The sequence below is a fragment of the Chromobacterium fluminis genome, from assembly GCF_011602385.1.
GTDB lineage: Bacteria > Pseudomonadota > Gammaproteobacteria > Burkholderiales > Chromobacteriaceae > Chromobacterium > Chromobacterium fluminis.
Map to the genome: position 1 here is coordinate 13,605 of NZ_JAAOMA010000047.1, position 23,945 is coordinate 37,549.

The window sequence follows — 23,945 nt, forward strand, 5'->3', positions numbered from 1 at the left end:
CAGAGGATTAAGCCGATCCGCCGGCTTGATGTTGCTTTTGCGTGGCCAGCACCGACAAGCGCGTGGCGATGCTCTCCAAGGCCAGCACTTCGTGCGCGCCGCCCATGGCGATGGCCTCCTTGGGCATGCCGAACACTACGCAGCTGGCTTCGTCCTGGGCTATGTTCCAGGCGCCGGCCTGCTTGAGCTCCAGCATGCCGCTGGCGCCGTCCCGCCCCATGCCGGTCAGGATGACGCCTATGCAGTTCTTGCCCACCAGATTGGCGGCGGAACGGAACAGCACGTCTACCGACGGCCGATGCCGGTTGACCGGCGGCCCGGCGTGCAGGCCGATGGCGTAGCCTATGGTGGGCGCCGGCTTGATCAGCAGATGGGAGTGGCCGGGCGCAATGTAGACGGTGCCGTTTTGCAGTCGTTCATTGTCTTCCGCCTCCTTCACCGTCAACTTGCACAGAGTGTTTAAGCGCGTGGCGAAGGAATGGGTGAACATTTCCGGCATGTGCTGAGTGATCAGAATGGGCGGCATCGAAACCGGCAGCGCGGTCAGCAAAGTGCGCAAGGCCTCCGTGCCGCCGGTGGAAGAGCCGATGACGATCACCGCCTGGCTGGCCAAGGGCATTTTGCCGACCTGCCTGGACAAAATGATGTCCGCATTATGACTGGGCACCACGTCCAGCGGCTTTTTGGCGGAGGTTCCCCTCGTCATCTGCCCCATACGCGTCCTTGGCTTTCTATGGTTATTGTAAAAACAGCCCGCGCGCGCGGCGCTTCCACGTCAAACGGCTTCATGGCGCCGGCTCCGTCTCTGCATCCGCGATGCGGGTCAGCCAGGCGTCGCAAGCCGCTTCCACCAGGTCCAGCACGATGTCGAAACCGCCAGCCCCGCCGTAATAGGGATCGGGCACGTCGCGGGCGGCGCCGGGCAGCGGCTCCAGCAGCAAATGCAGCTTGCCGCGATAGGATGGCGGACATTGGGCGTTTAACAAAGCCAAATTTTGCCGGTCGGCGACCAAAATCCAATCGAAACGCTCGAAATCACGCCCCTCCACCTGCCTTGCCCGCAAATCGGACAGGTCGTAGCCGCGGCGCAGCGCCGCCTGACAGGTGCGCCGATCCGGCGCTTCGCCGACGTGGTAGTCGTGCGTGCCTGCCGACTCCACTCGCATACGCGCCTCCAGACCCGCGCTCTTGAGCTTGGCTCGCATTACCCCTTCCGCGGTTGGCGACCGGCAGATGTTTCCCATGCAAACGAATAGAACATCAATTTTTCTATTGTTTTTCATATAGTTACCAACAAAAACGCAACAAGATTACCAGGCAAAAAAGAGCGAAAAGCCGCAAAACACGCTCATACATATCAAATACTTACAAGCAAAGGTTGACACAAACCTGTCGCCCCCACCCCGCTCTTACCTAAATATATAGATTTTCCCATCTCTTGCCTCGCGCCACGCTTCCGAGATGGCAGCTTGTAGTAGCGGCACCTCCGACAGCCTTACCCCCCCATCCACAACGGAACGAAACCTCAACAGTAGCTTGTTCACCTCCCCCATGAACACAATCAGCTTCTCCGCCATTTCAAGCTGATCCGGGTCAAACGGAAACAAATCAGTCACTGGAATTTGCGTATGCCGGAAGTGCGCAGTCAACCGCAACGCCTGCGCAATTGTCATTTTCTTACTATTTTCGATATGATCCAAGGCAAGCCTAGCAGCGTCCAGCAACAGACCCAAGTCATCCATGAAGCGCCCCAAAAACTCAAGACACAGAATAAAGATAGTTAGCACTCAAAAAAAACCAAAGTTACCTCACAAGCAGAAGACCAACAATAAAAGAAGTATTAATACACCCTATCAACTCGGCAAAACATCAAACCCAAAGAGCCTCACAATGGAACCCATAAAAATAGACGGACAATTGGTTGTCGCCCTAATCGCCCTCGTACAACCTTGGGTCATTAGCTTTTACAAAAAAAACTTTCGACAACCTGAAATAAAAATCAACCCAACAGGAAGCATTGAAATTGGTTTTTCTGGGCTAGGACACACAGTTTCAATAACAGGCGTTCTAAGAACCTTAAAGAAAGATGTCTTTATTAGCTCAATAAATATGGAGACCGTCAAAATAGAAAACGACGCAAAATTAAAATTCCAATGGATTGCACAACGTTCGAACAAACTATTCCACACAAACCCCAGAGAAGAATTATTTGCCGCCGACAGCTTCACCCTTACCTCTGGCAGCACAAGACACTACAACAACACATTTGCATCCAAGGGTTTCAAAAGAAAATTCCAAGATCACACAATAAACACACAAGAGGAGTGGAGGAATTTTATACTTCAAAAAAACAACCCCCAAGGCGATTCTAATTTTTACGAAAACGAACTTCTAGAATTCATAAAAGTAAGCCAACACTTCAACAACTATCACACAGCCCTAAACAACGACTTCTATTGGACACCCGGCAAATATAAAATAAAGCTCGAAATCAACACAGAGGAAACCAAAACTCCCTTTGCTTTCATTTGGGACATTGAAATTACCGAAGACTCCAGCAGAAAACTTAGAAACAACACAATCAACATACTAAGAGAATGTTGCAGCCTTAGCACAAACTACTATTTTGACTACCAAGAATACAGCTCCACACAGACACTCATTCAACCAAACAAACTAAAAAATATTTTCAAAAAATCATAGGAAATGCAAAATGAGGCCACTAATAAAACCATCAACTCAATCTTTAATCAAAATGCAACAGAGCCTTCTTGCAGATCTAAGCGACCCCTTAACCCCAACACCAAAAGACCAAAGAGCCATTGACCAATTCAACACGCTACCCAGAGAGCAAAAGATACAGATATATCTTGAACTCACCCCTCCAAAACCAATTAATCTCTACAAGTACTTTACATCACCCCTATGCTTCGAAGACAACAACGAAATATCAAAAAGAAAAAAATGGCTAGAAAGTATACTCCTTAATCACGAGCTTTATCTTTCATCTCACACTCAGTTCAACGACCCCTTTGACGTATACCCAAGCTACAAAACAGATGCCAGCGCAAATGAAATAAAATCCGCCCTAAGAAGAGCATACAAGAATCTACACCAACTCAGCGGACGCGAATTGAAAGAAGCAACCGCAACCCGCTTAATTTGGGCGCTCAAGAACAAAGAGACCTTTATTGAAAATAACATTAAAAGCATCCGAGAAATCATGAAAGATGTTGGAATATTTTGTTTCACCACAGATGCAACAAATATCTTAATGTGGTCACACTACGCATTTAATCACCAGGGCATCTGCCTAGAATTCGATCTCACAGAAGAATTACACCTCTCAAATCTAATATTTGACGCCATATACAGTGACACAAGACCCAAAATCGACCCGATAGCGGAAGCAAAACCCGAAATCTTCAATCTAACCCTTCTCAGAAAAGCAAAATCCTGGGAGTACGAAAAGGAACTACGATTAGTTGTTGGAAAACTAAGCGGCTCATTTGTAAAGTTCGGCGAAAATTTTTTAAAAAGCGTAATAATAGGTGCAAAAGCATCCGAATCAACAATATCCTACATCAATGAAATAAACATGAAACGAGTCCAAAAACAACTACCACAACTTCAAATTAAAAATGCCAAACTATGCAAAACAGAATATAAGATAATAATCTGATAAGGCCCCGCACTACCGAGGCCTCTCTACCTACCTACTTGCACACTCACCATACTGAAACGCCAATGCGATATAGCCCTTCCCCACAGCATCCCAGCTATCAATCGTCACTGGCTCCAGCGACCGGCAAGGCTTTATGTTGGCTGGCAAGGGTAACATTTGCTGCCTCGATGGCTGCATTGAGTTCACGCAGCCGCTCAGGACCAGGACGGCAATCAACGGGCAAAGGATGCATTTCGACAACACGGTTATACCTCTCTATTACTTTTGGTTTCGCATCGCGCAGCTGGTCTAGTCGCGCTTCAATTTCGATAGATGCCTTATTCAGGCGGACGACTTCCGCGCGATAGGCCTCAAGATCACCCCGGGCCCGCCACGCGTCATCCTTAGCGGCTGTAGCTGTTCCCCTTAACCGCTCGACTTCCCGACCATGTCCATACGCCCGCCACACCGTCCCACCCCACACGACGACCAAGAGTAGAACCCCTATGGCATAAACTCGCCCCGACAGCATCACAGCCACCCCGTAATAACAGCAGCTACAGCCCGCGCCAAGTCCATTTTTTTGGCTTGATAGGCCGCCAGTTCCGCTGGGTTGCTGATGAAAAACAGTTCCACGATCACGCCGCCGGCATTGACGAAGGCCAGCCGCCCGCGCGGCGTTTTGCTCTGATCTATCCACCCGCGCTCACCACGCAACTTACTACCCAGCACCGCGGCTATTGCGGCGCTGATGCGCTCGCTGACGTCACGTTTCGCCGGCAGCGAGATGGACTCAACGCCGCACGCTTGCGGGTTGATCGCGGCGTTGCAATGGAATTCCACCGCCAGGCCGACACCTCCAGCCAGTTTCACCGCTTCGGACAGCGGCTTGTTGTCTTTGCCTTCGCCATCGGTCAGCACGTCCGCGCCGGCCTGGCGCAGTTCGTGCGCCACTAAGGTGCGGAACTCGGCTGCGATATCGGCTTCACGATAGCCGTTTGCCACTGCGCCGGGATCAACGTTGCTGTGGCCAGCAGATACGAGAATTTTCATGTTGTTACCCTCTAGAAATGACAAAGCCCCGCATTGCGGGGCTTGGATTGAATGGATGGATGAAACGGTCAGCGGTACGGCTGCGGCCGGCGCAGAACGTCGCACACATTGCCGCGCGAGCGGAACACCGCAACACAGAGAAACAGGTTGATTACCAGCCCAGCCGGGCCAACGTGTGCGCGCCCCACTACGCCCTCAAAGCCGGCCCAGGCGCTGGACACAATGAGCACGTAGGCGAGCCAGCAAGCCCAGGGGCGATGACGCGCGCCGTCGCGGCGGAACATCAGCAGCCGCCAGCAGATCGCGCCGCAGATAACGGCATTTACAGCTGCGAATGCAGTCATTTTTTCATCCCCAATGGCACCGACAGCGCCCCGGCCTCGGCGCGCTGAATTACGAACTGCAGCAGCTTGACCGAAAACGCGCCAGCCGCCAGCGCGCCCACGGTGTCCGGGACGGTCAAATCGCGTTGCGTCAGCGCGTCCACGATGACATCGATAATGCCCGCAGTCAGATGCGCACCGAAGGTGCCGCCGGCAACAGAGGCCACAAGGTACGTCACGCGCTCGACCACGCTGCAATCGCGCACCCCCACTACAAACACCGCGCCACCGGCAAACGCGGCGAATACAACACCGTCGCTGAAGTAAGGCAGCAGAGATGCCAACCACAAGGCCACAGCCCCGCCCACTGCGCCAACACTCGAAACAGGTTCAGACATAGATTCCCCAAAAGATTAAGGCCGGTTTCCCGGCCCTATTTGTTTTCGATTGCCGCCGGCACTGCCGGCCATTCGACGCTTTGCGGATAGCCTGATTGCTGGGCCACGCGCGAGAGCAAAACCCGGTAGCGCTTCCAGCCTCGCAAGGCCTCAAGCTCTGCCGCCGTGGCCATCTCCAACTCTTGCGCATCCTCTAGCGGCACTACCGCAGCATCAGCAATTACACGAAGCGCAGCAGCCTCCGCATCAACCGCCGCTGCCTTTGCCGCCTGCTCCGCCTTACTATCCACTAACCAGCCATCACCACTCCAAACCGCAAATGGCGGCGGCTCAAGCTCAGTAGCACCTAAGCTTTCCGGCGTATCACCAATTTGTGCCACCACCTGGCACGCCCCCCCTTTACTCCAAAGGCGAACAGCCCGAAAGTCATCTACCACCGCCCACTCCCCCAAACGGAAAACAGACGCCTTTCGCTTCTCTTTACCAGGCGGCTTCAATTCGGTGGCATAGGCTGGAATCAGCCACACCTCCCCCTCATCCAAAGGGGACAAGTCCGCTAGAGTTGGTCCGATGTACTCGCCCGTTTCAGGGTGATAGGCATAAACAGTTTTCTGCAAAACCATCTCTTTTCCTAAACTTTCACGCACGCCAATAAGGCGATATTTTTCGGACGCGTTTCCGCATTTGGCGATGCAGGCGCATTTTGATAACTTGCATTTGATGCCGAGGACTGATTCGAAACGACAGGGAACGAGTTCCCAATAGGGGGAGCCGCTGCACCCTGCCAATATGCCGTCCAAATATCCGTAAGCTTAACGAGATCATTTTGAACAGACCCGAAAGCTCGCCCCGGATCAAGCGCCCCAGCGCCCGTCCAACCTCGAACAAACTGCCCGCTCAAGTCGGGCAAATTAAACGTGCTCACCCCATCACCAACCCCGAACGTGGTGCCGATTGCAGCAAATAACGCCGGGTACGTTGTGCGCGAAACCGCTGCACCATTTGCCCTTAGCCAGCCACGAGGCGCAACCTGCATTGCAAAAAACTGTACAGTCCCCGCCGGCACTGTCAGCAACTGGATAGCTTGTCGCAGCTGCCCACTATCTGCACCATTCAACGCCAACCCTGCCGCCTCAACCGCCCCAGCCAACTCCTCTTGCAGCATGTTCAACCAGGCGGCGGATACCTCCGTCCCCTGCACCCCCGTTGCCACATTCAGATCTACAAATCCCGGCTTGCCGGGACCGTTCAAATCCGGCACTGAATGCGGAGTATCAATTCGCTTCATACTCAAACCTCGTATCTAAAAAACACCACGCTCTCCGCGTGCGCCATCCTGCGTATCTGGCACTCCAACGGGCCGCCGCCAATCACTCGCCCCAACGGCTCCCCGGAAACAGAGCCGCCCGCCGCAAATTGGTTGATGCGAACCCCTTTGAAGACCACTGAGAAACAAAAACGCGCCGCCGGGGGCGCGCACTCGCTGCCGGCTTGAAACCCCGCGACCAGGCATCGATGGCGACGAATATCGGCGGTATAACCCAACGCCCGCGCCAAGCGCAGATAGGCCGCGCGGCGCTGGCTACCGGTCGCGAACATGCGCGCCACCAAGGCCGCCCGCCGCTCCGGCAAGCTGCCCAGGCCCAGGCAACCGTCAGGCAACCCGAACTCACGCTCCCACTCCGGCAACAGCTGCGCCGTTCTGCGCGGGTCCGCCTCCACCGGCAGCGAGTCCACCGCGCCATGCACCCGCGCAAGGCTGGGAGCAGACCCGCCGGCCATGCCGGCGCTGGCCCATTCGTCCGACCAGGCCGGCCCCGGCGGCAGCAGCATTTGCAGCTGCTGGCGATATTGCGCAATCAACTCCATGCCACCTCCCCGCGCCTGGCCAGCTCACCCACCCTGCAAGCCACGTCCGCCGCCGGCTCCGTCACGGTGTAAAACTCAACCCCGGCGGCGCTCACAGCATCGGCAAACCAGCTGCGCCGCAACGTCACGCCCCGCGTCAACCCCGCCGCCAGGCGTTCGCGGTCAAGCGGCGCGGCCCGTGCCGCGAACAGCGCATCCAGCCGCGCCAACACCGCAACGCGCATCTCCGGCGTGTCCGGTGAAATGCTCAGCCGTACCGCTACCGGCTTATCCACCGGAGCCGCGCCGCTCGGCTCGCCGTAAGCCGTCCCGGTTTCCTCCAAGTGCGTAGTCACCGCCGCCACCTCGGACGGGGACGGCAACGGCCCGTCCACGTCGCCATCGCGAACAAAGAACACCGCCACTTGCCCCGGCCCCGGCCAGCGCGGCGCGCACCACGCGCGCGTTACCCCCGGCACCTCCTTGGCCCAGACCTCGAAATCCTCCGGCCGTCCGGTTTCGCCATCACGGCGTTTCACCGCCAGTACACGGGCGCGGTAGGACTCTATCGGCTCAATGTCCGCCCCGCCCACTACACCATCCCCTATCACCAGGGCGGAGGACTCGACCCTTGGCAACGGCTGCACCGAGTCAACACGCGCCCCTGGCTTCAAATTCCCCGCCGCGCCCGGCTCAATCGCCACCATCCGCACATCCAGCACGCCCGCCGCCGGCAAAACCGCCCCGACAGGCACGACCAACAACACCCCGGACTCGCTTTGAAAACGACTCTCCGCCGGAATCGGCGCGTCTGGCGCGCCGCGCACGCGCACCCAACCCGCCGCCGCTGCGGCCGGCGTGCGCCCCTGCCCCAGCCAGAACGGGCCGTGATGGCCTAATAGCGCCTCGTCGTCGCACGACTCCGCAAACAACTGCCGCGCGTGCCAATCAAGATATCCATACAGGCCATGCACCCCGCCGGCCACCATCCGCGAGTACACTTCGGCATCCGCCCGGCGCAACCCATCCAGCCCCATCGCCAGCAAGTCGCGCCGCGCGGCGTCCACCAGCTGCGGCAAATTAGGCGCGTCCATTGGCATGACTCACCCCCCATAGGTTTTCAAAATCAAAAGTCCAGTCCGCGCCGCCGTCTTCCGTGACCGACACGAAAAGCCCTAGACAGTCCAGGCCAACCCGCTGGGCCTTGACGGTAACGGCGCTTGCGTGGCCATCCTCGCGCAGCCACTCCAACGCCTCGGCGGCGTAGGACTCCGCCCGCAATAATGTTTGCGACGTCAGCTTCTCGCGCTGCAACAACCAAAGCCGGGAGCCGATCTTGTCGTTAGGCACCGAGGGGAAGGCATCTCCCCACCATCCCATCCGCTCCAAGCCGTCCACCACGTCGGACTCCCCCGCCCGCCGCCAGGTAAACAAGCTGATGACCACCGCGCGCGCAAGCGAACTATCCGCCGGCACCGGCTCGCGATTTCGTGTAGCAATCGGCGTCATCGCATCCCCTGATTTGGCTTGCCGGTAGGCCCGCCGGCTTGGTTGTTTTCGTTGTGGTCGTGGCCGTTGTACGCCCCACGCATCGCGGCCATGCTCATGCCGCTGCCTTCGGCATGGTCCGTTATCTCGCCTCCGGCGCGAATCTGGCCGGACACATTCAAAATCGGAGCCTTGATGAAAACCCCGCCATTCGCCGTCACATCAAAACGAGGTGTAAGCAACTCCGCCCGATCCCGATACAGCACCAGCTTATGACCGTGCGCGTTGTAAACCGCCGTCTCCCCTGGCGTCAGGTCCGTCACTCGATAGCGGCGATCCCCCACCGCGATCACCACACCGTGACTACGATCCCCGCCCAGGAACAAGGCGATGGCCTCGGCGTCGGCCATCGGAACCGCGGTCAAACCAAACGGCTCGAAGTGCTCCACATCATCCTGCGTCTCTCCGGCCAAGAGCCGGATTTGCAGCGCCTGCAACTTGCTGGCGGAGTTCGCCAGCAGCACCCGCCCCCGCGCTATCATGCCGCTCAAGCTCATGCTTTTTTCTCCCAATCCGCATCCAGCAGATATTCGAACTCGTCCTTGCTTCCCTTCTTCTTACGCTTCTTGCCCTTCAGCCCCTTGGGGTCCGCCGGCTCCGGCATATAAGCGTCCGGGGGCGCAATCGACAGCGCCGCGATAGTGCCGCTGCCGCTCAGCTTGTAGGTGATTTCTCCAATCATCATGTCCCGGTCCAGCCCCAACACGTCATCGCGAAACCGCACAATCTGGTTATGCCGCCAAAGCTGGCCATTGCTCTGCCGCCAGCCCGCCACCTCCACCGATACTGCCAACGCCTTGGCCATCCGGCTGCCGCGTTCGTAGTCGGCGCGTTCTTGCGCCAGTTGCCGCGAAAGGTTGCCGGACTCGTGCATCACCATCACCCTTTTGCGCGCCGTCCTGTCGTCTTTAGCGGCGGCGTTGACTTCGCTGGCGGCCGCGCCGCTATGCCCATCCTTCCCTCGCGACTGGCCTTTCACCACGTACTCGCTAAACACCCCAGAGAAGTCAAACTGCCCATTGGCGGACAAAATGTTTTGCCCCAGGACCAGCGCATCCGAAGCCCGCCCGCCGCCACCCGGCGCCACCAGTACCAAGCGGCCCTCGGCGTCATCGGTGGAAAGCAGCCGCGACAACTTGAGCAGCTTGTCTATTGAGCTAAACACCGTCTCTCCCGGCTCGATGGCATGATCTGAAATCACCGGACCAGCCCCCACTTCGCTAACGACCGGCACGCCGTACGGCTCCACCAAAGCGCGTACAATGGACAACACTGTCTGCCCCTTCCAATGCCCCGGCTGATTCAATGCGCCGCAGTCCACGATGTCGGCGGTACGGCTGCGTCCCGCTATGCCGAACGTGATGTTCTGCCCGTCATGACTGCGCGGTGTGACGAACACGTAACCGCTCAGCACCTTGTCCGGGCCGATTCTCACAACCACGCTGTCGCCCTCCGCAATCGCGCGCAGTTGCTGCGGCGCATCGGGATAGCCGCGAGTAATGGCTACCGTGAACTCCCGCGCTTGTCGCTCCACGCCGGCAGTAATCGACACGTCCAGCCAGCCGCCGTAATCGTGCCCGTTCACCGTCAGCGTGACCGCGTTAGCCGGGTCTAAAGCCGTCCTGTCGTTCATTTGCTCAAGACCCTCATTGCTTGCGCCGGCATAAACAAGGGATGGCGCACCCTATTGCGCTCCACAATCTCGCCAGCGCGCCCCGCATCGCCATACAAGCGATGTGCCATCACCAAAGCCGGCGTCACCACGCCAGGCTCTACGCGCATCACCTTGACCCCCTGCCGCGCCACTGCGGCCAAATGTTGAGCCTGCGCATGGCGCAATGCCTGCAAGGCGCGATACTCAAACGGGGACGCCTCCAAACCGCGCTGCCACAACACCTCCCCCAACTCACCACCCAAGGCGTCGACATCATCCACCACCGGAGCATCCGCGCCCTCGCGCGGCCTTGCCGCCTGCTGATCCACAGAGGGATATGTGACAGGCACCACAGCACCAGGCTGAACGGGCATTTGCGCCAGCACATGCGCCGCGTCCCACAAAACAGCCGCCTGCGTCAGCCCCAGCACATGCGCCACCGCCGCCTCAGCCCCAACCGGGCGCGTTGTCGGCGAACTGGCCAGCGTCGCCGCCGCGACTGTCCTTGCCCCTCCGCGCCGCGTTGACTCCGCAAACCCCATGAAGGGCGCGCGCAGTTGGCTAAGCTGCTGGCTCAGCTTGTCCATAAACGTGCCGGGGGAATGAATGGCCGCATCGACAAAAGAGGTGATATCGCCTACCGACTGCATTACGCCGCCAATCAACGAGTCCACCCGCGAGTAAGCTGATCTCACTTGATCCACGACTTGACCCGCCGCCCCGGCCAACCCGCGCAAATCGTCCAGCGCCGGCAAATCCAACCGGGGCAACTCGGGAACCAGTCCCGCGAAGCCATCCGCTTTTTCAATCAACTTTGACGCGGTATTGACCGAGGCCGCAGGGAAAGCCAACTCCCCGGCTTCAATAAACTCAAGCCCCACCGTCACAGAACGCTGCCGGTCAATTGAGTAATGCCACTCAGACGGGCGAGGGTACACATTGACTACGCCGAACAAGGGATGCACCAGCTCACCCGCGCCCGGCTGCTCCAACGCGTCCAGCAGCTTGTTTAACTGCGCCTGCCAATCCTCCCCCATCAACTGCGCATCAAAAGAAAAGGGCCGGATGATCCGGCCCAGGTCTTCGATATACGGCTTGTCTCGCTGCGGGTATTCGAACTCCGCCATTCTTCTCCCGGTCTTCCCGCTCTGCTCTCGCCACAGGAACGGAACCCCCCGGAAGCTGGCGACATGCATTTTTTCAAGCTCAGACATGATTACCCCTTGGCCGCCGCTAGGCTACGCACCCCGGCGTTTTGCTTGACGTTGACGCGCGCATTTTCTGTCTTTGGCGCATCAACCCGCGTCCCTGCCGGCGCGCCATTGATATTGATGTTCAAGTCCGCTTTCGCCGCGTCCGTCGCCCCCTTGATGATATTGGTTGAGCTGTTGATGGCCCCGCCTATCGCGCCGGAGATACCACCAGAAATCGCGGCAGCTCCGCTCAAAATCGGATCAATGAACGGCTTGATCTTTTCCCACATCCCCTTGAACCATTCGACGATTGGCCCCCAGTTTTTGACAATCAAACCCAACGGCGAGTAATCCAAGAACACCGCTTTAAGCCACTCCATGCCAATGGCGAAAACCACCTTCAGACCTTCCCACAAAGCCGCGAAAAACGCCCTCAATGGCTCCCAGTTGTTCAGCACCAGCCCCAGCGGCGTCCACCCCAAATAGGATTTCACAAAGCCAAGCCCGGCAGCGAAAAACGACTTAATCCCTGTCCAAAGCTGAGCGAACCACGGCCCTACCTTGCTCCAGTTGGCTATCAAATAGCCGGCCAGCAAGGCCGCGCCCCGCACAAACAAGCCCAGCGGACTCATTGCCATTACCACATTCATAATCGACAGGCCCGCCGTTAACGCCATCACCCCCAACTTAAGCGCCACAACCGCCCCAGCCGCGCCGATGGCCCCCTTAATCACGTCCGGGTTTGCCTGCGCAAAGGCCTGCACCCCCTCGACTATCGGTCCCAGGTACTCCAGGAACTGATTCAACGGCGGCAACAGCACGTTTCCTACTGCCATCGCCACCGCCTGCACCTTGTTGGACATGATTTGCAGGTTATTGGCCGTTGTCGCCGCCCTCGCCTCATACTCCTTTTGCATGGAGCCGGCGTACTGGCTGGAGTCAGCCACTCGGGTAAAGTTGGTTTTCAGCAAATCCAAGTTCGTCAGCAACGGCGCAATCGCTGAAATGGACTCTTTGCCGAACAGTTCCGCCAACACGGCGGACTGCTTGGATTTATCCACCTTGCCAATAGCCGTTAATACTCGCGTAATCGCGCCCTTGGCGTCGGTTTGCATATCCACCGCGAATTGCTTCGCGTCCAGCCGTAGCGCCTTGAACATTTTCTTTTGCGACGTGGTGGCGCTTTTGCCCGCCGTCAGCGCCAGCATGAAGTTTTTAATGCCGGTGGCGGCCACATCCTGCTCTACCCCGGTCCCAACCATCGTTGCGCCCAAGGCGGCTATTTCCCCTGCCGCCACACCGGCAATCGAGCCAAGCGGCCCGATTTTCGTCACGACATCGCTGATTTTTTTGGCATTGGCCGGCCCGGTATTGCCAAGGTAATTAATCTTGTCGGCAAGGGTGGCCACTTCTTTCTGATTCATCTTGAAAGACGTGCGCCACTTAGCCATCATTTCCCCGGACTCTGACGCGCTCAAATCAAACGCGACGCCCATTTTTACCGCGTCCTCTGCAAACTGCTTGAGCGCCGACTTCTCGATACCGCTTTGCCCGCCCGCCGCGACAATCGCGGCGATGTCCTTGGCCGCCATCGGCAAGCGCTTGGACATTTCCACCACGTCCTTAGACATCTCCGCGAATTGCTGCGGCGTATCGAAATCCACGACTTTCTTAACGTCCGCCATCGCGGACTCAAAATCTATCGCGGACTTAGCCGCGCCAACCAAAGGGGCGGCAAACGCGGCCGCCCCCATCAGGTTGATATCGCCCATGCCGCTTTTTCTTAGGCTTTTCCTGAAAGACGCGATGCGCCCGCGCATTCCGTCCAACATTGGCGACAATTTATCGACGCCGGTAATCAGCGCCTTGAGCTGGAACTTATCCGACATACTCCCTCCGTCTACCCCTGCCTCAGCTCATTGATGCGCGCCGCATGCGCTAGCCGCCGGACAATCACGTCCAGCGGCCAGGCCTCCACATCATCCGGATTGACCCGCCACCACGCGGCCAGGTCGTGGCAAACCCGGTCCAGATCGTCTAGGGTTTGGACTCCGGCTTCATAAAAAAACCAACCATCGCCCAGCACAGTTCATTGAAATCATGCAGCGCGATTTGATCCACCGACGACGGCGGAATGCTCGCCGACTTCGCGATATAGCGCGCGCACCATTGCGGCAGCGGCTGTGGCGTGCCGTCATCGCTCACGCGGTACGGCAGCATGCCAATTTCTTGCACCTGCCGATTCGTCGGCTGCGACAGAGACAAAACCATCAGGGTTTCGCCGTGCGCCTCAATCGACGCGGACAACTGATATTCTTTTACAGCCATTTTCCATTTGCTCCTTCAAACTCGAATTTCACTTTGCCATCTTCCGCGTTGTACGCCGCCCGGTTTTTCAGCCAAGCGCCAGACAACACATAAGTCATTCCGTTAGCCAACTCCGACGTAATCGTCATGGAGTCGCCCTCCACGATTTTTTTTATCGGGAAGCCCGGCGGCAAAACCGCCTCGACATTGACGTAAGGCAATCCGTCCTTTTCGGTGTAATAATTGCCCGCGGACGTTGCCACGCCTTCGCGCTCCTTATCCGTCAGCGGCACCTCATGACCGCCCGTCACGGACAACTGAACCCCATCCACTTTTACAAAGCTGGTTCCGCCGACTTTGCGTCCCGCCATAAAAACCCCCTATAAATGCCGAACGCCCGTTGCCGGGCGCTGGTTTAATACTGCAATCGGAACTGATTCAACACCGCGAACACGCGTAATTGGTTGACGTAATCCGGCGGGAATAGCACGTCCAACCGGTTAGGGTTCAACGCGTTGATTTCCACAATCAAGGCCTCGGCAAAGGCGTCCGTATTTTCGACAACGCCCAAGGCCTCCATCTTGATGTACTCGGCCACCAGCTCCGCCCGGATCATATTGGGCGTAACGATGGCCTGGCCGGCTCCAAAACGCGTGCCATCGCGCGCCAGTTTGTGACGCCCGTACTTGCTCGTCACCAACTGCCGCAGCCGCCGCAACACGTAAGCGCTGGTAAACAGCGTTTCACTATCCAGATAGGACACGTCCGGCTGCCCATAGGCGTTCTTTTGAAACGTCGTTACCGCGCGCTCCACCCGCACCGTTCCATCCGGCCCAGTGGAACTAGTGGCTATGCCGTATTGAAGCAACACATTGCGCTCAGACGCCACAAAGCGACGGCCAGGCCGTGCCGGCAGAATGCCGACCAATTCGCCCGTTTGCGTCGGCCGCGCCGGGTCCAGCTTCAAAAATGCGCCATTGCGCGCGGCGTAGGCGGCGGCGTAGCTCCAGGCCGGGGCCTGCACATCCGCTTCAAAGCCGGCCACCGTCGCATGCTGATCGTTCCGACTCTTGCCAAAGACTTGCAACATCGACACAGTGCCGCGCAGCGCCGCATAGACATGGCCGTACAGCTGGCGCGAATAGCTCCAGCGCCCGCCGTTGTCCGCCATCTCGATCTTGAGCAGATCAAGCGCGCCGGTATCGCTGAAGCCGCTGGCAATGAAGTCGTATTCTTCATCCCCCATCGCTAGTACCGCCCCCACCAGGGACGGCAGGCCGGCACCGCCGGCAAACGCCGCCAACTCCACCGCCACGCCCGGCGGCAAAGCCTCGCCGCCCAGCGTTCCCCTATAGTTCAGGCTCAGCGGGATATCGTTGCCGCCAGCCCCTTTCCAACGGCAAGCCAGCTTGACCGCCGCGCCCGAAACCTCCGCCGTCACCGGCAGACCCGGCGCGGCGTTTATCGCCGCCGCCAGCGCCCCGGCCACAACTGCCGCGCTATCGTTCATACCGGCGACCGCCTGCACCCGCTGCCCGGCCACATACAGGCAAATCACTCCGGCGGCTTGCGCAACGCCCGATAGCGTGACTGTCGCGGTTGCCGCCGCGCCGGCCGGCTCCTCCACCGGCACCGCCCACACTTCGGCGGAGGGATCGTTAGCCAGCGTCGCCTCAACCATGGACGCCAACATCGAACCGCGACCATACATCTCCCAGGCCTGCGCCACGCTATTCACCATCGCGGCCACGCCCAGCAGCGCGCCGCCGGCCGACAGCTTGTGACCGATCAACAGATTGCGCTGATTTTGGCTGAACAGATTGGCCGCGCTATTGTCCATTTCCGCGAAGAACAGCGGCACCCGCTGGTTTTGCGGTATCTGATTAAACGAAATCATTAGCCTTTTCCTTTAGGCTTGGCCTCGGGCGGAGCCGTGCGCTCTATCACGCCCTCCGCTTCACGCCGCAGCCAATATTGGTTTTCCGGCACGTCGCGCCCCTCCAGCGACAACAAATCGCCGCGCTCCGGGTCCGCTATCTCACACCCTCCTACGGGTTTTACAAACATTTCACTCCCTCCCTTCGGGCGGAAACTCCACCCTGAATTCATGCTCAATTCGACCATCCGGCCCATTGCCCGGGTTGATGAAATCGACGCCGCCACTCATGCCCCCAAATTCAACTAGGCGGGGCAATTCCACCTCGGGCCACGTCTCAGCCCCCTCTCCAACGGACAGCACTGGGGCGCCCAACTGCCAGGCCGTCACAAAACGAAACAGGTAGTAGGCGCGCGCCCGATCCACCTTCACCACGTCGGAACCTCGATATTCCAGCGGCTCGTAACGCTCGCCCGGACTCCACCCCGCCAGCGCTCGCAGCAGTTCGGCGCGCACCTGGCCAACCGTCGCTGCCGCCGTCTGCCCCGGCTCGTCCACATTCGCAACGATGGCGAGAATGTGAAGCTCGTCCACCACGTCCTGCATCACCCCGGTTTGCAACCGGTTAGGCTCGGCGTCATCGCCGGCAAAAATGGCCGACGCGGACGGGACGGGAAGCTCCAGCCCCTCCAACACCGCATCAAGATCAAGCCCCGCCCCAACACGGCGAGCAAACAAAGGGCAGTGCTCCCGCAGATGCGCAACAACCGCGTTGATATCCATTTCCAGCACCCATAAAAAAACCCCGCCGAAGCGGGGTTTGATTAACAACAGCCTAATTTATGCTGTGGCCTTGATGGCCTCCTCGATATTGATTGATGCAGGCAACGGCAAGGGCATCTCCTTCAAGTGGCCCGCTGACGGCAAGCGCTCCAAATCCTGGCGCGCAGAGCCATTAACGGCCAGGTACTCGCCCTCTTTCAACACCCACAGACGAACCGCCGACTCGCCGCCCAGCTGTCGGTTTTTACAACCGATAAAGACATACCCATCCAACACTTCGGATTTGCACACCACCGCACCAGAAGGGAAGACCTTGCCGTTCAGATACGCCAAGGTCAGCTTATCGACTTCCTCCATGGACGCCTTGGAAACGGCCGGGGCCTCAGAGGGAGGAACGGCCTGCGCCGGAGCGCTTGCCTGACCCATCGGTATCGGCTTAGAAGTTTTATCCCCAAAGACGAGGAACAACAGCACAGGAACCACAGACAGAATTACAAACCACTTCACTAGCGCCTTCACCCAACACCTCTTACGTTATATCGAAAACGGATAATCTTACTTTGGCTGCAATGATCTTTGCAAAGCCGCCGCCAGAATTTGCTTGATCTTGGGGGCGCTATCCTCCAGCGCATCGACGATATAGTTTGCTCGCGGCGCGATGCGCCAGGGGCCGGACGCGGCTTGCTTTTTATGCCCCTTACCCCGCTTCGCGGCACGGCGGACACCGTAATGCAGAAATGCGGGGTAATACTCGGAACTGCCAGAGGGCATATTGGGCATGACTTTAGTCATGAAGCCGGAGCGGCTGACGCGGTATTGAATTGCATGCACCAGGCGGCCAGTCCGATTGCGCGGATAGGCTCCTTGCCCACGAGCCAACGCGACATTCATCTGAGCTTTGCTCGTCACCAGCTTGCCCACCCGCCGCATGCCGGCCCGAACCTTGCTCTTGTCAAAATCGATGCGGTCAAACTGGTCAAAGCCTTCTATATGCAAATAGAAGCCGTCATTTGCCATGGCCCAACTCCTCGCACTGGTACAGCATATAATCCCCCCCCGCCAACTCAAGCACCCGCTTTACCCGATAGACCGCCATACCATGGACCACCTCCCAGCCGTCTCCGATCCGCAAACTCCGGCGGCGACGAATGGTGAATTCGTGAGTGAGCGCGTCCCCCGTCTGCACCGAACTGGAGTAAACAGACGGGGAGGTGTTTTGTTTGCGCGCCCAGGTCCGCAGCTCGTCCGCATGACTGCGCTCAATGCCAAACGCCCCGGCTGCGGCATCAATGCAGCGGCGAAACGTCACCCGCTTATCCAACTGCCCGGAACGGGGGACGGTCGTCATAGCCGCTCTCCGGAACGGTACGGGTCCAGCAAGCCATCAACAAAGCCGCGCGGCAGTGCGGCCAGCTGCTCCCGCCCTTGCGTGAGCACCGCCTCGCGGTTTGCGTAGGCCGTCGCCACCCTCAACAGCAGCCAGTTTTGCACCCCTTGGGGCACTTGCTCCGGCGTGCGCCACGCGCCGCAGCGGTAGCGCACGCGCACCGCTGCCGCGCCGGCCGGCCTGGCGCAGATCACGCGCCGCCCGCGCTCTAACCACCAGTCCTCGGCAATCGGCATTTCTTCGCCACGCCGCCCCAACGCCACCACGCTTTCAACGCCGATCACGTCCGGCCGCAGTTTGACCACGCCGTCCGCGCCGTAGACCGTGCGTTCCCACACTTGCGGCAGAATCGGCCGCCCTATTTCCAACTCGGCCAACGCCGTCGCCGCGCCCAGGTAGACGCGCAAAAGCGCGTCCTCCTCGGTTAAGTCGTCGTCGATCTTGCATTGCTGACGCATCAGGGCCAGATCATCGAAAAGCGGCGGCGGGGGCGTTATCAAGACTTCATCCATGACGCCCCTTTCGCTTACTTCTTGGCCGCGCCGATCTTCATCAGCTTGATGGCGTTGGAGTCCATCACGCCGCCGCCCACGCGCTTGGTGGTGTAGAAGCCGACATAGGGCTTATTGCTGAACGGATCGCGCAAGACGCGAACGCCGCGAACGTCGGCGATGGTGTAGCCGCGCTTGAAATCGCCGAAGGCGATAGCCAGCGCATCCGCAGCTACCAAGGGCATATCGTCGTTTTCGGAAATCGGCTTGTTCAGCAGCGTGGACACCTCGCCCGCATCGAGGCCCGGCTTCCACAGATAGTTGCCCTCACCGTCCTTCAGCTTACGAATCGCCGGCAGCGTCAGGCCGTTCAGAACAAACGTGCCGTTGCGGCGATAGCCGCGCTTGAGGCTGTAAATCAGATCAAGCAGGGCGTCCGCCGTCAGCGCCGCCGCTGCGCCGGAACTCACATATTGCAGCGTCCCCAGCTTACGCTTGTCGTCCGTCTCGTCGCTTACATCGTAGGACAGAAAGCCCTTAGCCTTTTTCTCGCCATTGCCGCCCGTAAAGGCAGCGTTTTCCTGTTCGGAAAACTCAATAGCCACCTCTCCGGCCAGCCAGGCCTCAGCATCGAAAAACACGTCATCCAGCATTTTTTGCGTAGCTTCAGGATTGGCGTACAACTCGCCAAAAAACGGCGCCACCTGAGCCAGTTGCGGCGTACCGGTGGCCGGGCGCGGGTCCGTCTCACCAACCCAGCCGCCCTTTGCCTTGCCGGTATTGATGAGGCGCTTGTACTCCTCATTACCAACCGGGATGACATTGCAAATGTCGCGCATCGGCACGTCGCGGCGTTCCAACTGGATGATGTTGCGGTCCAGCTCTTCCGGCACCGCATAACCGCCGTCCGGGTCAGCCCCCAGGCTCAAGGCCTTGGCCTCCAGTTCGGCCAGACCATCGTCAACGCCCTTGCGCATGAAGCGGCCAAAGGCCTGCTTGTGCTCGACTTGATCGCCACTCAGCTCGCCATTGCCGCCCAGGCCGCCGCGCGCGGCCTTCTTGCTCAAGTCGTCTATGGAGCGCTTGACGCTCTCCAGCTCGGAGATTGCCTTGTCCACATTTGCCAGCTTGGCCTCAAGGTCGCCAGTCGTAAGCCCCTTCTCAACACGCTTCAGGCGCTCATCATTGGTTTTTTTGAATTCTTCAAACGCGCCGCCCAGGTTTTGAACCAGTTCTTTCACTTCCATGTTATTTACTCCGCATACTGTTAATGAGCGCCTGAATGGCGTTTTTGGTTTCCGCGCTATCGCGGCTCTTGATTCCCGTCAGCCGGGCCTGTTCGTTCGACGGCATGGTGACGGGGGAGACTTCCCACAGATCCACTTGCTTCAGGGTTCGCACGTCCGTTACCCGGTCGTAGCTGTCCTCTCGCGTCACATAGCCGATGGACAGGCCGGACACCGCGTCGATTTTCATCAGCTCGTACACCTCCGCCCCACGCTGGACTTTTTGAGACAGCCGGCCCTCTACGTACAAGCCCACATCGTCCTCGCGCATCACCGTCCAAACGCCGATAGGCTCATCAAGCTTGTGATGCCACAGCAGCGAGGGCAGCCGCTTCTTTGCCGCCCACGCCGCCAGCGAAGCGGAAAACGCACCCTTGGCGACAATGTCGCCGTGGCTGTCCACCACCCCGAACACGCTTGCATAGCCAGAAAAAAAGCCGTCATCGTTGACGGCTTTGATTTCCAGGCTGAAGCTCTTATGATCCAGCGCCACTACCTCCCCCTTTCCTGATTGCCGCTTCACGCGCCATATCGACAGGCACCATATTCAGCGGCACAAAACGCATATCTCCGCCCTCATACGTGTCCATGTCCTCCATCTCCAAAATGTCGTTTGCCGACAGCGCCCCCACGCCATGCAAACTCCGGTAAAACTCGCCCCGCGTCTTGGTGTCGCCGCGCAGCAGGTTGTTAAACAGGAAAGATGCATAGAAGTCCTGGCGCTCTTGCTCCGTCAGCACATCGCGCGCAAGCGCCTGCTCCCAGCGCAACGCCCATGGGAGCAAGGTATCCGTCACATATTCTTGGGACTGGTTTTCGATATTGGAAAACGTGGCCTTGTCCATGATGCCGACCTTGTGCGGCGGCATGCGGTAGAGCCTGGCCACCTCCTCACCCTGATACTTGCGCGTCTCAAGAAACTGCAAGTCGCTCAGCTTCAGACCCAGGGATTCCCACACTAGCCCCTCCTCCAGAATGACGGGGGCGTCGGCATTCTCCAGCCCGCCGTTTTCACGCCAGGACTCTTGCAGCCGCTTAAACGCCGGGTCCGACAACTTGCCCGGATGCTTCAACACACCCGGCCCCGTCACCCTGCCGCCGAACATGCGGGAGCCGTGTTCCTCCGCCGCCAGGGCCAGGCCGAAGGCTTCGCGGGCGTACTCTATCGGCGTCACTCCCACCACGCCGTCCAGCGTCAGGCCTCGCAGGTGCAACACGTCCGGCGGGTCTAGCTGGACCACCCGACCGCGGCTATCGGCATAGCCATAGCTCAACTCGAAATTTTCCAGCTGCTTCACCCGCATTCGGCCAGTTTGCAAGGGCAACAGCTCCAGCACCCTGCCGCCATAGCCGCGCACGATTCGGGCGTAGCCATTGCCGCGCAGCAACATATGCGCGGTCAGCATCTGGACAAACTCAAACGAGGTTTGCCAGCTATTGGGCGTGGACCGAAGCAAGGGATACAGCGGATGCTTTACCGCGCGCTCTTTGCCGCGCGGCAAGCGCTTGTACAAGTGCAAGGGCAGCTTTGCCATGTCCTCGCTGATGTTGCGGACACATGCAAAGCAAGTGCTAACCCGCATCACCGTGGACGGCGTAACCACCGCGCCAGTTTTAGATGCGTACCCCTTCAAGAACCCCGCCACCAAGGCGGCGTTAGCATCCGCAACGGCGCTCTTTCTCCCGAACGGCCACATGCTTTTGAAACTCAGGCTCATAGCGTTCTCAATCCCCCTTCTTCGTAGACAGAGGCCTCATCCTCGATATGCGCCACCGCCCGGCTTGCCGCCATCGTTAAGGCCACAATCGGATCAATGCGACCTTGTGAGCGCTTTTTGTCCGGCTTGCAGTTTTCATTGCTATCCAACAGCAACGTCACATTGCCGGCGCACCACTGCAAAACCGGATTGCCGCCATGCCGCAAACACCGGCTATACACCAAGCGCTCAAGCTGCTTTGCGCCAGGGGACAAACCGCCAAAGGTTTGCGGGATTTTGACCATCGGTATTTCCTTCTCCAGCAACTTGTTAGAAACCTGCTGCGCGTTCCAGCCATCGAACGCCACTTCTTGCAAGTCGTAATCAAGCGCCGCCTGCTCAATGACTTCCATCACCGGGTCATAATCCGTGACATCCCCTGGCGTCACGGTCAGAAAACCACGCTTCGCCCAGGCCTTGTAATCGCTGCCGCCATCCTGCTCCGCCGCGTCCACCTTGGCGTGCGGCACCCAGCACCAGGCCAACACATACCAATCGCCTCCCTCGTCCCCATCCTCCGGAGGGAACAGCAAAACGAAAGCGGTAATGTCGCGCGTGGACGCCAGGTCCAAGCCGCCAAAACAGCGCCGACCCTTGAGCATTTCCGGGTCAAACTTCTTGCCGCCTTTGCGCCACACCTCCATGTCAAACCAGCTGAGCGCATCGCCAACAAAGACGTTCAAGTCTTTGGTCAAGAAGTTTGCGCGGGCACTCGGCAAGACCTTGGCCATGCTGGCGTTTGAATGCATGTATTCATGCCGCTTGGCGGAGCCTAACGAGGGATTCGCCTTGACCCAGACAGCAGGGTCAAACGGGTCGTCCCCTTCGTCTATCGTGTAAACGACGCCGAAAAACGAGTCATCCTCGATTTCGCCGCGTAGGACTTTGACAAGGTAGGTCCGAATCTCCACGCAAATACCAGTCAGGATGAAACCCGCCGTGGTAATTGCGTTGATAAGCGGCTGCGCCCTCGCGCCCAGGGCCGACACCATCACGTCCCACACTTCACGGGTTTTATGCGCGTGCAGCTCATCGACAAAGCAGGCATATGGGTTCAAGCCGTCCAGACTCTCGGCATTGGCCGGCAAGGGCTTGCAGACCGATTCGCCTAACATCATTTTTTCTTGATTCGCACCGTCAAACACCCGGATCGACCGGGCCAGGCCTGGCGAGCGCTTGCGCCAACGCTTCACGTTGTCGAATGCCGGCTTGAAAACCGACATCGCCTGTTCGCGCGTCGTCGCAATCGTGTACACCTCCGCGCCACCCTCGCCGTCCATCATCCAGAGGTATGCAGCAATGGGAGACATCCACGTTGACTTACCATTCTTACGCGCAACTTCTTCGTACCCGGTACGGAAGCGCCTCAGCCCGTTTGCCTTGCGCCGCCAGCCGATAAGTACCGCAGTCCAAAACAACTGCCAGCCATCCAGCAACAAGGGCTTGCCGGCCAGCGGCCCCTTGATGTGAACGAAGCGGGTTTGCACAAAGTCTATGCAGTGCCAGGCATGCGCCGGGCTAAAAAAAAGACCGCGTTTCGCGGCCTGCTGCAAATCCCGGTAATGTCGCTCGACTGCCAGCATTGTGAGCTGGCCAACCACTATTTCACCCCGTAGGACTGGCACCCCATACACCCGGTCCCACTCCTGCCACTCCTCCTCTGGCGGAATCAGCCGTAGCCGGCTGACGGGTGGCTTCTTCCGTGATTTAGCATTTCGTCGAACAGATCGTCTTGCGGCGCTTTGTCCCCCATCTTCGCCTTGACCGCCGCCACGGATGGAATCGTTAGACATGACTCCGGAAGCCATTTCAACAAATCCCCCTTAAGCTGCTTCACTACATAGAAGGCCGCATGCGGCTGCTGGTGGCCATTCGGCGATGTGACAAAGTACGTCTTGTGTTTCTCCTCAAATTCGGACAGCTTGATTTCCGCATCCAGCCAGCGAATATAGGTTTTGGAGATAACGCTTACCGCAAGCCCCGCCGTCAGATGCTCCAAGCCCGCCTCTCGCAGATTCGAACAGATGTAATCCCACACCTTCCGCTCGCGCGGTGTCAGCTGCGCACCCGGCGGCGGCGGCGGACTTTTCAAATCTTGCTTACCAACCGGCAATTTGCCGCCACCCCCCGCGCCACCCTGAACCACCGTAAACGGCGGCCTTGTATCGCTCATTGCGCCCCTCCAGGGCGTTCGCCCATGAAAAAAGCCCCCGAAGCGTCCTAAAACGCTTCAGAGGCTCTCTATTCTTAACCCCCCCCTCTCCAAAAACAGGAGGCCATAAAAATGCGCGGCTAGGCACGCGGTCAGGACCGAATGCCGCCAGACTTTCAACCCACCCCCACCCCTGGCCGGGGGCCATCTCGCCCCCCGCCACTC

At 58.6% G+C, this 23,945-nt stretch carries 31 protein-coding genes; 2 read left to right on the plus strand and 29 right to left on the minus strand.

Features of this window, described 5'->3' with window-relative positions:
• Positions 1 to 7: 7 nt before the first annotated feature.
• The 3 genes from HA052_RS22625 to HA052_RS22635 form a co-directional block, all read right to left on the minus strand.
• On the minus strand, positions 8 to 706 hold the full coding sequence (locus HA052_RS22625; RefSeq protein ID WP_141111365.1) for a chemotaxis protein CheB: 699 nt from the start codon (positions 704 to 706) through the stop codon (positions 8 to 10).
• Positions 707 to 785: 79 nt separating this feature from the next.
• On the minus strand, positions 786 to 1,283 hold the full coding sequence (locus HA052_RS22630) for a low molecular weight protein-tyrosine-phosphatase (RefSeq protein ID WP_277345143.1): 498 nt from the start codon (positions 1,281 to 1,283) through the stop codon (positions 786 to 788).
• A gap of 126 nt (positions 1,284 to 1,409) precedes the next feature.
• Positions 1,410 to 1,742, minus strand: coding sequence for a hypothetical protein (locus tag HA052_RS22635; RefSeq protein ID WP_166453697.1), 333 nt, complete (start codon positions 1,740 to 1,742; stop codon positions 1,410 to 1,412).
• A gap of 148 nt (positions 1,743 to 1,890) precedes the next feature.
• Here HA052_RS22635 and HA052_RS22640 point away from each other — a divergent pair, with 148 nt between their 5' ends.
• Both HA052_RS22640 and HA052_RS22645 read left to right on the plus strand, forming a co-directional pair.
• Positions 1,891 to 2,703 (plus strand): hypothetical protein, encoded by an 813-nt coding sequence (locus HA052_RS22640; RefSeq protein WP_166453698.1) that lies wholly within the window; start codon positions 1,891 to 1,893, stop codon positions 2,701 to 2,703.
• A 10-nt stretch (positions 2,704 to 2,713) separates the two neighbouring features.
• Positions 2,714 to 3,682: a DUF2971 domain-containing protein gene (locus HA052_RS22645; RefSeq protein ID WP_166453699.1), complete on the plus strand. Its 969-nt coding sequence runs from the start codon at positions 2,714 to 2,716 to the stop codon at positions 3,680 to 3,682.
• A gap of 513 nt (positions 3,683 to 4,195) precedes the next feature.
• Here the strand turns inward: HA052_RS22645 and HA052_RS22650 are convergent.
• From HA052_RS22650 to HA052_RS27455, 26 genes are all read right to left on the minus strand, one after another.
• Positions 4,196 to 4,717, minus strand: a complete 522-nt coding sequence (locus tag HA052_RS22650; RefSeq protein ID WP_166453700.1) for an N-acetylmuramoyl-L-alanine amidase — start codon at positions 4,715 to 4,717, stop codon at positions 4,196 to 4,198.
• Positions 4,718 to 4,785: 68 nt separating this feature from the next.
• The gene (locus HA052_RS22655; protein WP_166453701.1) at positions 4,786 to 5,061 is read right to left on the minus strand and encodes a phage holin family protein; all 276 of its coding nucleotides are present in this window, start codon (positions 5,059 to 5,061) and stop codon (positions 4,786 to 4,788) included.
• Positions 5,058 to 5,438, minus strand: coding sequence for a putative holin (locus HA052_RS22660; protein ID WP_166453702.1), 381 nt, complete (start codon positions 5,436 to 5,438; stop codon positions 5,058 to 5,060). The genes HA052_RS22655 and HA052_RS22660 overlap by 4 nt, the downstream gene beginning before the upstream one ends.
• Positions 5,439 to 5,473: 35 nt before the next feature.
• Positions 5,474 to 6,061, minus strand: coding sequence for a tail fiber assembly protein (locus HA052_RS22665; protein ID WP_166453703.1), 588 nt, complete (start codon positions 6,059 to 6,061; stop codon positions 5,474 to 5,476).
• 8 nt (positions 6,062 to 6,069) lie between these two features.
• On the minus strand, positions 6,070 to 6,726 hold the full coding sequence (locus tag HA052_RS22670; RefSeq protein ID WP_166453704.1) for a phage tail protein: 657 nt from the start codon (positions 6,724 to 6,726) through the stop codon (positions 6,070 to 6,072).
• Positions 6,727 to 6,728: 2 nt separating this feature from the next.
• Positions 6,729 to 7,307 (minus strand): YmfQ family protein, encoded by a 579-nt coding sequence (locus tag HA052_RS22675; protein ID WP_166453705.1) that lies wholly within the window; start codon positions 7,305 to 7,307, stop codon positions 6,729 to 6,731.
• On the minus strand, positions 7,298 to 8,380 hold the full coding sequence (locus HA052_RS22680; RefSeq protein ID WP_166453706.1) for a baseplate J/gp47 family protein: 1,083 nt from the start codon (positions 8,378 to 8,380) through the stop codon (positions 7,298 to 7,300). The genes HA052_RS22675 and HA052_RS22680 overlap by 10 nt, the downstream gene beginning before the upstream one ends.
• Entirely contained in the window at positions 8,367 to 8,795 is a 429-nt protein-coding gene (locus HA052_RS22685) for a phage GP46 family protein (protein WP_166453707.1), read from the minus strand. The genes HA052_RS22680 and HA052_RS22685 overlap by 14 nt, the downstream gene beginning before the upstream one ends.
• Positions 8,792 to 9,331 (minus strand): phage baseplate assembly protein V, encoded by a 540-nt coding sequence (locus tag HA052_RS22690; protein ID WP_166453708.1) that lies wholly within the window; start codon positions 9,329 to 9,331, stop codon positions 8,792 to 8,794. Before HA052_RS22690 ends, HA052_RS22685 begins: the two co-directional genes overlap by 4 nt.
• Positions 9,328 to 10,467: a phage baseplate assembly protein gene (locus tag HA052_RS22695; RefSeq protein WP_166453709.1), complete on the minus strand. Its 1,140-nt coding sequence runs from the start codon at positions 10,465 to 10,467 to the stop codon at positions 9,328 to 9,330. Before HA052_RS22695 ends, HA052_RS22690 begins: the two co-directional genes overlap by 4 nt.
• On the minus strand, positions 10,464 to 11,702 hold the full coding sequence (locus HA052_RS22700) for a DNA circularization protein (RefSeq protein WP_166453710.1): 1,239 nt from the start codon (positions 11,700 to 11,702) through the stop codon (positions 10,464 to 10,466). The genes HA052_RS22695 and HA052_RS22700 overlap by 4 nt, the downstream gene beginning before the upstream one ends.
• A gap of 2 nt (positions 11,703 to 11,704) precedes the next feature.
• Positions 11,705 to 13,570 carry a phage tail tape measure protein gene (locus HA052_RS22705; protein WP_166453711.1) on the minus strand — a complete coding sequence of 622 codons (1,866 nt, stop codon included), beginning with the start codon at positions 13,568 to 13,570 and terminating at the stop codon, positions 11,705 to 11,707.
• A 148-nt stretch (positions 13,571 to 13,718) separates the two neighbouring features.
• Positions 13,719 to 14,009 carry a phage tail assembly protein gene (locus tag HA052_RS22710; RefSeq protein WP_166453712.1) on the minus strand — a complete coding sequence of 97 codons (291 nt, stop codon included), beginning with the start codon at positions 14,007 to 14,009 and terminating at the stop codon, positions 13,719 to 13,721.
• Positions 14,000 to 14,359: a phage tail tube protein gene (locus HA052_RS22715; RefSeq protein ID WP_166453713.1), complete on the minus strand. Its 360-nt coding sequence runs from the start codon at positions 14,357 to 14,359 to the stop codon at positions 14,000 to 14,002. Before HA052_RS22715 ends, HA052_RS22710 begins: the two co-directional genes overlap by 10 nt.
• Before the next feature lie 44 nt (positions 14,360 to 14,403).
• Positions 14,404 to 15,885 carry a phage tail sheath subtilisin-like domain-containing protein gene (locus HA052_RS22720; protein ID WP_166453714.1) on the minus strand — a complete coding sequence of 494 codons (1,482 nt, stop codon included), beginning with the start codon at positions 15,883 to 15,885 and terminating at the stop codon, positions 14,404 to 14,406.
• Positions 15,885 to 16,055: a DUF2635 domain-containing protein gene (locus tag HA052_RS22725; protein WP_081574926.1), complete on the minus strand. Its 171-nt coding sequence runs from the start codon at positions 16,053 to 16,055 to the stop codon at positions 15,885 to 15,887. The genes HA052_RS22720 and HA052_RS22725 overlap by 1 nt, the downstream gene beginning before the upstream one ends.
• Before the next feature lies 1 nt (position 16,056).
• A complete protein-coding gene (locus tag HA052_RS22730) occupies positions 16,057 to 16,647 on the minus strand; it encodes a phage tail terminator protein (RefSeq protein ID WP_166453715.1) in 591 nt (196 codons plus the stop codon).
• Between the two features lie 57 nt (positions 16,648 to 16,704).
• Positions 16,705 to 17,154 carry a hypothetical protein gene (locus HA052_RS22735; protein WP_166453716.1) on the minus strand — a complete coding sequence of 150 codons (450 nt, stop codon included), beginning with the start codon at positions 17,152 to 17,154 and terminating at the stop codon, positions 16,705 to 16,707.
• Positions 17,155 to 17,202: 48 nt separating this feature from the next.
• Positions 17,203 to 17,664: a hypothetical protein gene (locus tag HA052_RS22740; protein ID WP_166453717.1), complete on the minus strand. Its 462-nt coding sequence runs from the start codon at positions 17,662 to 17,664 to the stop codon at positions 17,203 to 17,205.
• Positions 17,654 to 17,995: a head-tail adaptor protein gene (locus tag HA052_RS22745; RefSeq protein ID WP_166453718.1), complete on the minus strand. Its 342-nt coding sequence runs from the start codon at positions 17,993 to 17,995 to the stop codon at positions 17,654 to 17,656. Before HA052_RS22745 ends, HA052_RS22740 begins: the two co-directional genes overlap by 11 nt.
• Positions 17,992 to 18,546 carry a head-tail connector protein gene (locus HA052_RS22750; RefSeq protein WP_166453719.1) on the minus strand — a complete coding sequence of 185 codons (555 nt, stop codon included), beginning with the start codon at positions 18,544 to 18,546 and terminating at the stop codon, positions 17,992 to 17,994. Before HA052_RS22750 ends, HA052_RS22745 begins: the two co-directional genes overlap by 4 nt.
• 14 nt (positions 18,547 to 18,560) lie before the next feature.
• Complete coding sequence (locus HA052_RS22755; RefSeq protein WP_166453720.1) at positions 18,561 to 19,772, minus strand: phage major capsid protein; 1,212 nt, start codon at positions 19,770 to 19,772, stop codon at positions 18,561 to 18,563.
• 1 nt (position 19,773) lies between these two features.
• Entirely contained in the window at positions 19,774 to 20,304 is a 531-nt protein-coding gene (locus tag HA052_RS22760) for an HK97 family phage prohead protease (protein ID WP_166453721.1), read from the minus strand.
• Complete coding sequence (locus HA052_RS22765; RefSeq protein WP_166453722.1) at positions 20,288 to 21,529, minus strand: phage portal protein; 1,242 nt, start codon at positions 21,527 to 21,529, stop codon at positions 20,288 to 20,290. The genes HA052_RS22760 and HA052_RS22765 overlap by 17 nt, the downstream gene beginning before the upstream one ends.
• Positions 21,526 to 23,151, minus strand: coding sequence for a terminase large subunit (locus tag HA052_RS22770; protein ID WP_206119013.1), 1,626 nt, complete (start codon positions 23,149 to 23,151; stop codon positions 21,526 to 21,528). The genes HA052_RS22765 and HA052_RS22770 overlap by 4 nt, the downstream gene beginning before the upstream one ends.
• A gap of 86 nt (positions 23,152 to 23,237) precedes the next feature.
• Positions 23,238 to 23,741, minus strand: a complete 504-nt coding sequence (locus HA052_RS27455) for a hypothetical protein (protein ID WP_240937514.1) — start codon at positions 23,739 to 23,741, stop codon at positions 23,238 to 23,240.
• Positions 23,742 to 23,945 lie beyond the last annotated feature (204 nt).